Origin of the sequence: Streptomyces sp. NPDC093586 (assembly GCF_044764905.1) — a bacterium.
GTDB lineage: Bacteria > Actinomycetota > Actinomycetes > Streptomycetales > Streptomycetaceae > Streptomyces.
Window position 1 is genome coordinate 282,307 of the sequence record NZ_JBIWJA010000005.1, and the last position, 10,410, is coordinate 292,716.

5 protein-coding genes are annotated in these 10,410 nt (G+C 74.6%); 2 read left to right on the forward strand and 3 right to left on the reverse strand.

The window, feature by feature from the left end:
• The first annotated feature begins 46 nt into the window (after positions 1-46).
• On the forward strand, positions 47-496 hold the full coding sequence (locus tag ACIRFH_RS08760; protein WP_403518270.1) for an excalibur calcium-binding domain-containing protein: 450 nt from the start codon (positions 47-49) through the stop codon (positions 494-496).
• A gap of 135 nt (positions 497-631) precedes the next feature.
• Entirely contained in the window at positions 632-808 is a 177-nt protein-coding gene (locus ACIRFH_RS08765) for a hypothetical protein (protein ID WP_403518244.1), read from the forward strand.
• A 160-nt stretch (positions 809-968) separates the two neighbouring features.
• Here the strand turns inward: ACIRFH_RS08765 and ppdK are convergent, their stop codons facing one another.
• From ppdK to ACIRFH_RS08780, 3 genes are all read right to left on the reverse strand, one after another.
• Positions 969-3,716 carry a pyruvate, phosphate dikinase gene (ppdK, locus tag ACIRFH_RS08770; protein ID WP_403518246.1) on the reverse strand — a complete coding sequence of 916 codons (2,748 nt, stop codon included), beginning with the start codon at positions 3,714-3,716 and terminating at the stop codon, positions 969-971.
• A 1,040-nt stretch (positions 3,717-4,756) separates the two neighbouring features.
• Positions 4,757-5,923 carry a tRNA dihydrouridine synthase DusB gene (gene dusB / locus ACIRFH_RS08775; protein WP_403518248.1) on the reverse strand — a complete coding sequence of 389 codons (1,167 nt, stop codon included), beginning with the start codon at positions 5,921-5,923 and terminating at the stop codon, positions 4,757-4,759.
• Positions 5,924-6,055: 132 nt separating this feature from the next.
• Positions 6,056-10,288, reverse strand: coding sequence for an HAD-IC family P-type ATPase (locus tag ACIRFH_RS08780; RefSeq protein ID WP_403518272.1), 4,233 nt, complete (start codon positions 10,286-10,288; stop codon positions 6,056-6,058).
• Positions 10,289-10,410 lie beyond the last annotated feature (122 nt).

Genomic DNA, 10,410 nt, shown 5'->3' on the forward strand with positions numbered 1-10,410 from the left:
TCATCACCTCCGACCCAGTCGCTCCACACCATCACCGGGAATGTCGATGAAGCTGTTCCACAAGTCCGCCGCCGTCGCCGTCACCGCGGTGGCCCTGGCCGCCCTGCCGTCCCTCGCCCAGGCGCACGAAGGCGCCCACCCGTTCAAGAACTGCACCGAGGCGTACGCCGCCGGGTACGCGAACATCCAGAAGGGCGACGAGCACTACAGCGAGCGCCTCGACCGCGACAAGGACGGCGTCGGCTGCGACAAGCCGCCCGCGGACTTCGTGCCCGCCGGCGACAAGGAGACCGGCGGCGACAAGGGAAGCGGCGGCGCGGCGGAGGCGGGCGGCGAGCAGGCCGCGGCCGACCCGGCCGCCGGGGAGCAGGGCGCCGACCTGGCCGAGACCGGCGGCGACGACAGCACCGTGTACCTCGCGGCGGGCGGCGCGGCGGTCGTGCTCGCGGGCGGCGGCCTCCTCGTGGCGACCCGCAGGCGGCGCGCCACGCGCTGAGGCGGGGAACCCCGGGCGGACGGCGCGCGTCCTCCAGAAGGGCACACCGATGCGGCACACCGAGGCCGAGGAGGTCGGTGTGCCGCCGGCAGACCAGCGGCCGGCTCGTCGCCGGCCCCGTTTCCTGGGGGCACCTTGACACTCTCCGCGATACTCGTCGTCCTCGTCGCGGCGGTCACCCTGCTCGTCTTCCGCGTCGCCCGGCGCCGGCTGACGCCCGGCAGGGCGGCGGCGGTGACCGCGGGGGCGCTCGGCGCGCAGCTCGCCGCTCTGTGGGTCGCGGCGGAGTTGACGCTGTCCTCGATGGGCTGAGCCCCGCGGGCGACCGCGCGGACCGTCGGAGCGCGCGCGAACGGGCGGCACCCCCGCACAAGGGTGCCGCCCGTTCTTCGTGATCCGGAGCCGCCGCCGATCGGTGAGGGTGGTCGGGTGACAGACGGCGGCTCCGGGGTCTTGCGTGCCCCGCGCGGGGTCAGCGGTGGTCGCTGCCCTTCGACGTGACCGCCGCGCGGCCGGCCTCCAGGCGGGCGACCGGGATGCGGAACGGGGAGCAGGAGACGTAGTCCAGACCCACCTCGTGGAAGAAGTGGACGGACTCCGGGTCGCCGCCGTGCTCGCCGCAGACGCCGAGCTTCAGGTCGGGACGGGTGGCGCGGCCGGCCTTCGCGGCGGCGGCGACGAGCGAGCCGACGCCGTCCTTGTCGATCGTCTCGAACGGGGAGACGCCGAAGATGCCCTTCTCCAGGTAGGCCGTGAAGAAGCTGGCCTCCACGTCGTCGCGGCTGAAGCCCCACACGGTCTGGGTCAGGTCGTTGGTGCCGAAGGAGAAGAACTCCGCGGCCTCGGCGATCTGACCGGCGGTCAGCGCGGCGCGCGGCAGCTCGATCATGGTGCCGATCGACAGCTTGAGCTTCGCTCCGGTGGCCGCCTCGACCTCGGCGATGACCTGGTCGGCCTCGTCGCGGACCAGCTCCAGCTCCTGGACCGTGCCGACCAGCGGGATCATGATCTCGGCGCGCGGGTCGCCCTTGGCGGCCATGCGCTCGGCCGCGGCCTCGGCGATCGCGCGGACCTGCATGGTGAACAGGCCGGGGATGACCAGGCCGAGGCGGACGCCGCGCAGACCCAGCATCGGGTTCTGCTCGTGCAGGCGGTGCACGGCCTGCAGCAGGCGCAGCTCGTTCTCGTGCGGCTCCTGGCGGGACTCGGCGAGGGCGACGCGCACCGACAGCTCGGTGATGTCGGGCAGGAACTCGTGCAGCGGCGGGTCGAGCAGGCGGACGGTGACCGGGAGGCCGTCCATCGCCTCGAACAGTTCGACGAAGTCCTGCTTCTGCAGCGGCAGCAGTTCCTTCAGGGACTCCTCGCGCTCGGCCTCGGTGTCGGCCAGGATCAGCCGCTCGACCAGCTCGCGCCGGTCGCCGAGGAACATGTGCTCGGTGCGGCACAGGCCGATGCCCTGGGCGCCGAAGCGGCGGGCGCGCAGCGCGTCCTCGGCGTTGTCGGCGTTGGCGCGCACCCGCAGCCGGCGCTTGCGGTCGGCGAAGGCCATCATGCGGTGCACGGCCTCGACCAGCTCGTCGGCGTCGTCGGCGCCTGGGTGCATCCGGCCCTCGAAGTACTCCACGACCGGGGACGGGACGACCGGGACCTCGCCCAGGTAGACCTTGCCGGAGGAGCCGTCGATCGAGATCACGTCGCCCTCCTCGACGACGTGCCCGCCGGGCACGGTCATCCGGCGGCGCTTGGTGTCGACCTCCAGCTCCTCGGCGCCGCAGACACAGGTCTTGCCCATGCCGCGCGCGACGACGGCCGCGTGGGAGGTCTTGCCGCCGCGCGAGGTCAGGATGCCCTCGGCGGCGATCATGCCGTCCAGGTCGTCGGGGTTGGTCTCGCGGCGCACCAGGATGACCTTCTCGCCGGAGCGGGACCACTTGACGGCCGTGTACGAGTCGAAGACGGCCTTGCCGACCGCCGCGCCCGGCGAGGCCGCGATGCCCCGGCCGACCTTCTCGACCTTGGCGCTCTCGTCGAAGCGGGGGAACATCAGCTGGGCGAGCTGGGCGCCGTTGACGCGGGTGAGCGCCTCGGCCTCGTCGATCAGGCCCTGGTCCACCAGCTGGGTGGCGATGCGGAAGGCCGCGCCCGCGGTGCGCTTGCCGACGCGGGTCTGGAGCATCCACAGCCGGCCGCGCTCGATCGTGAACTCGATGTCGCACAGGTCCAGGTAGTGGTTCTCCAGCGTCTCCATGATCTGCATCAGCTGGTCGTACGACTTCTTGTCGATGCGCTCCAGCTCCGCGAGCGGCACGGTGTTGCGGATGCCCGCGACCACGTCCTCGCCCTGGGCGTTCTGGAGGTAGTCGCCGTAGACGCCCTGGTGGCCGGAGGCGGGGTCGCGGGTGAAGGCGACGCCGGTGCCGGAGTCGGGGCCGAGGTTGCCGAAGACCATGGAGCAGACGTTGACGGCGGTGCCCAGGTCGTGCGGGATGCGCTCCTGGCGGCGGTAGAGCTTGGCGCGGTCGCCGTTCCAGGAGTCGAAGACCGCCTTGATGGCGAGGTCCATCTGCTCGCGCGGGTCCTGCGGGAAGTCCCGGCCGGCCTCCTTCTTGACGATCTTCTTGAAGGTGGCGACCAGCTTCTTCAGGTCCGCGGCCTCCAGCTCGGTGTCGACCGTGACCTTCTTGGCCTCCTTGGCCTTCTCCAGCGCCTCTTCGAAGAGGTCGCCGTCGACGCCGAGGACCGTCTTGCCGAACATCTGGATGAGGCGGCGGTAGGAGTCCCACGCGAAGCGGTCGTCGCCGGCCTGCTTCGCCAGACCCTGCACCGACTTGTCGGAGAGGCCGATGTTGAGGACGGTGTCCATCATGCCCGGCATGGAGAACTTGGCTCCGGAGCGGACCGACACGAGGAGGGGGTTGTCGGCCTGGCCGAGCTTCTTGCCCATCCTGGTCTCGAGGGCGTCGAGGTGCGCACTCACCTCGTCACGCAGTGCCGCCGGCTCCTCGCCGCTGTCGAGGTAGGTCTTGCAGGCCTCGGTGGTGATGGTGAAGCCGGGAGGGACCGGGAGGCCCAGGTTGGTCATCTCGGCGAGGTTGGCGCCCTTGCCGCCGAGAAGGTCCTTGAGGTCCTTGTTTCCCTCGGTGAAGTCGTAGACGAACTTCACGCCCTCAACGCCGGTGCCCTGCTCGGCTGCCTGAGATTCTTTGTTTTCCGACACGGGTCTCGACTCCTCGAGGACGCGGTGGCTGCCCTGACGGCGAGGAATGTACCCAGATCGAAGGCATCTGGGTACGTCCACTTGCGCGTCATGTGCCTGTAACCACTCGTCCGCCAGCGGATTGAAAGTCAAGGCTTGGCAAGCGAGCGGCGGCTTGTGTTTTCACTTCTTGAACGGACCAACCTCCACGGACACCCCACGCCGCTCACTTGAGCGCCATTCCCTACGTTTGAGTTCGATCGGTGAACGATCAAGGTGTGGCACTCAGTGCCACAGTTTGGAGAAGTGGACTCGGTCATGATCCGCTCATCTGAGCACCCCACATATCAGAGGTGGCGAGAATCACGCTGCCACAGCCCGGCGGATTTCACCATGCGGACGCGTTCCGGGACGTGAGCGCGCCGGTGTGAACGCGCCGGTCTGAACGCACCGCGCGCGCGGGACGTACGACAGGGCGGCGGACCCGGGCCCCCACGCCGGGTCCGCCGTCCACCGGGTTCCACAGGGAAGGACCGTCGAGTGCCTGTCTTCACGCGCCTCCGCCGGTCGGCGCACACGACCGGCGGCACCGACTTCACGGAGGCGGCACCGGGAGCCGCCGTCGAGCCGGAGGAGTCCCGCGGACCGGCCCCGCGCCCGGCGCTCCGACGGCGGGACCCGCGCCCCGCCCCTTCCGGGACCGCCTCGTCCACCGGCGTGCCTGGCGCACCCGGCACCCCGTGCCCGCACGCGCCCTGAGCCGGGCCACCCCGGTCCTGTCCGCCGCGCTCGTCCTCGCCGCGCTGCGCTGCGCTGCCGGACACCTACGCCGCCCGGGAACCGAACCGCTTCGCACAGCTCCCCGGGGAGGCGATCGCCGGCGCCGCCGTCCTGCTCGGCCTGCCGCGCGCGATCGACGGCTGGAACTGGACCGACGGCCTCCGCCCCGCCCACGACGCGCCCGTGTGGCGGACGAGCTCCTTCCGCGACCGCTTCCTGACCGCGTACGGCTCGATCCCGCCCCCGTCCGGGGGGTGAACGCGGCGGGGCGGCGGGCCGGGTCAGCCGCCGGAGGTGTCCAGCTCCGCTTCCTCGCCGACGCCCGCGCAGTCGTACGGGTCCTTCAGCCAGCCGTCCGGCAGGACGACCCGGTTGTTGCCGGAGGTCCGGCCGCGGGGCCCGTCGGCACCGGTGGGCCAGGGCTGGTCGAGGTCGAGCTCGTCGAGACCGGCGCGCAGCTCCTCCAGCGAGGAGGTGATCGCTAGGCGCTTGCGCATCTCGGAGCCGACGGCGAAGCCCTTGAGGTACCAGGCGACGTGCTTGCGGAAGTCGATCACGCCGCGGGCCTCGTCGCCGATCCACTCGCCCAGCAGGGTGGCGTGCCGGACCATCACGTCGGCGACCTCGCGCAGGGTGGGCCGCACGAAGGCGTCGGTGCGCCCCTCGAAGGCGGCGACCAGGTCGGCGAAGAGCCACGGGCGCCCCAGACACCCGCGGCCGACCACGACGCCGTCGCAGCCGGTCTCGCGGACCATGCGCAGCGCGTCCTCGGCGGACCAGATGTCGCCGTTGCCGAGCACCGGGATCTCCGGGACGTGCTCCTTGAGGCGGGCGATGGCCTCCCAGTCGGCGGTGCCGCCGTAGTGCTGGGCGGTGGTGCGGCCGTGCAGGGCGACGGCGCTCACGCCCTCCTCGACGGCGATGCGGCCGGCGTCGAGGTAGGTGAGGTGGTCGTCGTCGATGCCCTTGCGCATCTTGATGGTGACGGGCAGGTCACCGGCGCCGCTGACGGCCTCGCGCAGGATCGCCCGGAACAGGTGGCGCTTGTACGGGAGGGCGGAGCCGCCGCCCTTGCGGGTCACCTTGGGCACCGGGCAGCCGAAGTTGAGGTCGATGTGGTCGGCGAGGTCCTCCTCCGCGATCATGCGGACGGCCTTGCCGACGGTCGCGGGGTCGACGCCGTACAGCTGGATCGAGCGCGGCTTCTCGCTCGCGTCGAAGTGGATCAGCTGCATGGTCTTCTCGTTGCGCTCGACCAGCGCCCGGGTCGTGATCATCTCGCTCACGAACAGGCCCTTGCCTCCACTGAACTCCCGGCACAGGGTGCGGAAGGGCGCGTTGGTGATCCCGGCCATCGGCGCCAGCACCACGGGCGGTGCGACGGTGTGCGGGCCGATCTGCAACGGCGGGTTCGCGGCGATGGGGGCGGGCGTGATGGGCGTGGACATTCCTCCATTGTCACGCACGTGGGGCGGTGCTCGGCCTGACCGGCGACAAGAAGGTGTAGCGGTCATCAGTCAACCGCGCTGTCGTCATGGGCATAGGCCAGGCCAGGCCAGGCCCGGCCCGGCCTCACCGCATCACCGCATCACCGCCGGCAACCGCTCCGTCACCCGCGGCCAGTACTTCACCACCGCCTCCTCCACCCGCGGCAGCGCCCGCTGCCCCGCCAGGGCGAGGGCGATCGCCGCGGCCACGCCCGCCCAGGCGAGCGGGCCGAGCGGAGTGCAGCCGAAGAGCTGGCTGGCGCCCGGGGTCTGCACCAGGGCGACCAGCGCGGCGGCGGAGCCGAGCGACGTCACCTGCACCAGCCGGCTGTCGCGCCGGTCGGCGAGGGTCTGCGCGAGCTGCGTGCCGACCACCGCGCACAGGGCCATGGTCGTCGAGCGGCGCGCCGTGCCCGGGGTGAAGCGGCCGAGGAGCCAGGCCGCGGTCGCCCCGAGCGCCGTGGTCATGGCCCGGTGCCGGATCTGCCGGATCAGCGGTGCGCCCAGCACCGCCGTACCGAGCGGCGCGCCCGCGTCGTCCTTCTCCTGCTCGGGGTCCCCCGTCTCCGTCACCGCCACGGCCATCGCCGGGAACAGGTCGGTGAAGAGGTTGACCAGCAGCATCTGGCGGGTGGACAGCGGGGCGGCGCCGCCGAGGACGGTGCCGAGGATGCCGAAGCCGACCTCGCCCGCGTTGCCGCCGATCAGGATGGCGATGGCGTCGGCGACGCTGTGCCACAGCGCCCGGCCCTCCCGCACCGCCTCCACCAGCACCAGCAGGTCGTCGCCCGTGACGACCAGGTCGGCGGCGTTGCGGGCGGCGGCCGAACCGCGGGCGCTGATGCCGACGCCGATGTCGGCGGCGCGGATCGCCGCGGCGTCGTTGGCGCCGTCGCCGACCATGCCGACGACCCGTCCGGCGTCCCGCAGCGACTCCACGACCTGGAGCTTCTGCTCCGGCGCCACCCGGGCCACCACGTCCGCGTCGCGCAACATCCGGGAGCGGACCGAGCGGTCGGCGGCGGCGAGTTCGTCGCCGGTGACCACGACCGCGTCCTCGGGCCAGCCCAGGTCGACGGCGATGGCGCGGGCGGTCTGCGGATGGTCGCCGGTCAGCACCACGGGCCGTACGCCCGCCTCGCGCAGCCCGCGCACCAGCGCCGGGGACGTCTCGCGCGCCACGTCGGCCAGGGCGAGCAGCCCGGTGAACTCCAGCCCGGCCAGCGGCTGTTCGAGGACGTCGGCGGCCTTCTCGCCCGCGCCGAGCGGCCGCCGCGCCACCGCGATGATGCGCAGCCCGGCACGGGCCAGGTCCTGCGCCGCCCGAGAGGCGTGCGACGGCGGGCCGGCGCAGGCGGGCAGCACGGTCTCGGGGGCGCCCTTGACCACCAGGACCGGGGCGCCGTCCGCGTCCCGGCCGACGGCGGCGGCGTAGCCGCGGGAGGTCTCGAAGGGCAGGCCCTCGTCCTGCGTCCACCGCGGGTCGGCCCCGGCGGCGTCCAGGACGGCCTCGTCGGTGGCGTGGGTCGGGCGGGCGCCGTCGCCGTTCAGGCGGGGGCAGGCACGCGCAGCGACCCGTACGGTCTCGGCGGCGTCCGGGTCGTCCGCCCTGCGGACGGTCCCGTCGGCTCCCGCGACCCGGGTCAGGCGCAGCGTGTTCTCGGTGAGGGTGCCGGTCTTGTCGAAGCAGATGGTGTCCATGCGCCCCAGCGCCTCCAGCGTGCGCGGGGTGCGCACCAGGACGCCGTGCCGGCTGAGCCGGCGGGCCGCCGCCAGCTGGGCCACCGTCGCCACCAGCGGCAGCCCCTCGGGCACGGCGGCCACCGCCACCGACACGCCGCCGCTGACGGCCTGCCGGATCGGCGCGCCGCGCAGCAGCGACAGACCGGTCACCGCGGCGCCGCCCGCCAGCGTCAACGGCAGTGCCTTGCGGGTGAGTTCCTGGAGCCGGGCCTGCACGCCCGCCGCCGACGGCGTCCGCGCGGCCAGCGCGACCGCCCGCGCGGCCTCGGTGTGCTCGCCGGTGTCCACGACGACGGCCCGTGCCCGGCCCGCCACCACGGTCGTGCCCTCGAAGACCATGCAGTGCCGCTCGGCCACGGGCGCCTTCGGCGCCGGGTCCACGCACTTGTCGACCGGCAGCGACTCGCCGGTCAGCGCGGACTCGTCCACCTCCAGGCCGTCCTCCCACAGCAGCCGGGCGTCGGCGGGCACGACGTCGTCCGCCTGCAGCTCGATCACGTGCCCCGGGTGCAGCTTGGCGGCGTCCACGATCCGCGGCTCGCCCGCCGCGTGCGCCTGCGCGTCCCCTGTGGACGTCCTCGCACCTGTCGCGGACGCCCCCGCATCTGCCGCGGGCGTCCTCGCGCCCTCGGTGAAGGTCTCCTCGCTCACCCGCGCCTTCTGCTTCTGCTCCGCGAGCAGCCCGGACAGCGCCCGCTCGGCCCGCAGCCGCTGGAACCCGCCGACCAGCGCGTTCAGGTCCAGCGCGCCGACCACCAGCGCCGCGTCCACGACCGAGCCGAGGATCGCGGAGGCCGCCGAACCGACCGCCAGCACGGGGGTGAGCGGATCGTCCAGCTCGCCGCGCACGGCCCGGGCCAGCTGCCACGACCACCGCACCGGTGCCACCACGGGCGCCAGCGCCCGCGTCCGGCCCGCCCGTTCGGCCGCCTCCCGCATCCGCGCCGTGGCCTGCTCGACGACGGTCGGCTCGGGCTCGGTCTCGTGCTCCAGCCGGTCGCGTACGTCCGCCACGTCCAGCGCGTGCCACGCCACCCGCGACCGGGGGTGCGGGGCGCGGGCCGTCGCCACGCCGAGACCGGCGCGCGCCCCGGACAGCAGGGCCGCCGCCGCGCTCGCGTCGACCGGCGCGTGCCGCAGCCCGGGCAGCGGCGAACCGGCACCCCCGCTCCGCGCCTCGCCGACCGCGACCAGCAGCCCGGACAGCGCGGCCCCGGCCCGGGCCAGCGTCTGCGAGCGGTGCCCGACCGCGCGGGCCGCCGGCACCGCCCGCAGCACCCGCCACACATCGGCCAGACCGCGCGAGGCCAGCACGTCCGCGCCCCACGCCACCGGGGCGTCCGCGTCGGCCAGCGCCACGGCCACGTCACCGGCGTACAGCCCGGCCAGCACCGAGTCGTCGTCGCCGGGCAGGGGCCGTACGACCGTGATGACGCCGCCGCCCTCGGCGCGCAGTCCGTCCACCACGTCCCCGAGCGGGCGGTGGGCGCCGACGACCTGGTCGGCGAGGCCGGTGAAGTCGGCCAGCGCCGGGTCCTCCACCATCACCACGCGCAGCCCGGCGCGCCGCGCCGCGTCCAGGACGTCCTCGGTCCACGGGTCCGCCCCCGCGTGCGGGGTGCGCAGCGCACTGGGGTGCAGGACGACCGTGCCGGTCATCTCCAGCTGCCGCAGCCGCTCCGGATCGCGCACCAGCACACCGGTACGGGACAGCGCGGCGCTCAGTACGGCGTGGAAGGCGGCGGGACCGTAGCGCGCGGCCTTGGGCGAGCCGGCGAGCACCGCCTCGGCGGCCTCCGCCAGGTCGTGCTTGACGAGCAGGGTCGCCGCCGCGCCCGCCACACTGCCGGTCGAGGCGTGGGCGGCGTAGTCCTGGGCCGGGGAGGTGCGCAGCGGCGGGCGCAGGGTGAGGTCGGCGGGCAGGCTGCTCCGGCCCGGGGCGCACAGCTGGTCGTGCACGACCTCGAAGGCCGTCGACCGGGCCACCGCCTCGCCCAACTGGCAGGCGCGCAGGGCCCCGTCGAGCACCAGCGAGGTCGGGCTCTGGCCCGCGCCGTGCACGGCCGCGTTGGCGACGGCCAGCGCGACGTCCATCCGGTGGGCGCCGAGCCGTTCGCGCAGCCAGGCGCGGAACCCGGGGTTCTCGCGCAGCAGCGTCGCCACGGCGGTCACCAGGCGGGGCGAGGGCGGCAGCCGCAGGGCCGATCCGGTCAGGGCGGCGGCGATGCCGAGCGCGTCGGCCCCGAGGGCGGTGGCCGCGACGCGCACTGCGGCCGGGTCGCCGGGGTGGGCCAGCTCCTCCACCTCGTCGTCGGCGCGGGCCAGCCCGTGCTGTGCGGCGAGGTCGGTCGCCCGGTCCACCACCCGGTCGGTGAGTTCCTCCTCGGTCGCGGTCACCACCAGCCGGGCCAGCCCGGCGTCCCAGTAGGCGAGCGCCACGTCGGGGTGCTCGGCGAGGGCCGCCGCCACGCGGCGCGCGACGCGTTCCGTGCCGCCCGCCCGGCGCACCTTCTCGGTCGCGGCCGGCTTCAGCGCGAGGTGCACCCGGCGGCCGGCCCGCCAGTGGCGGGGCCCGCCCGGCAGCGCGGGGGGGGGGGCCCCCCGGGGGCCCGCCCCCCCCCCGCCCCCCCCCCCCCCCCCCCCCCCGCGGGGCCCCCCCCCCCCCCCCCCCCCCCCCCCCCCCCCCCCCCCCCCCCCCCCCCCCC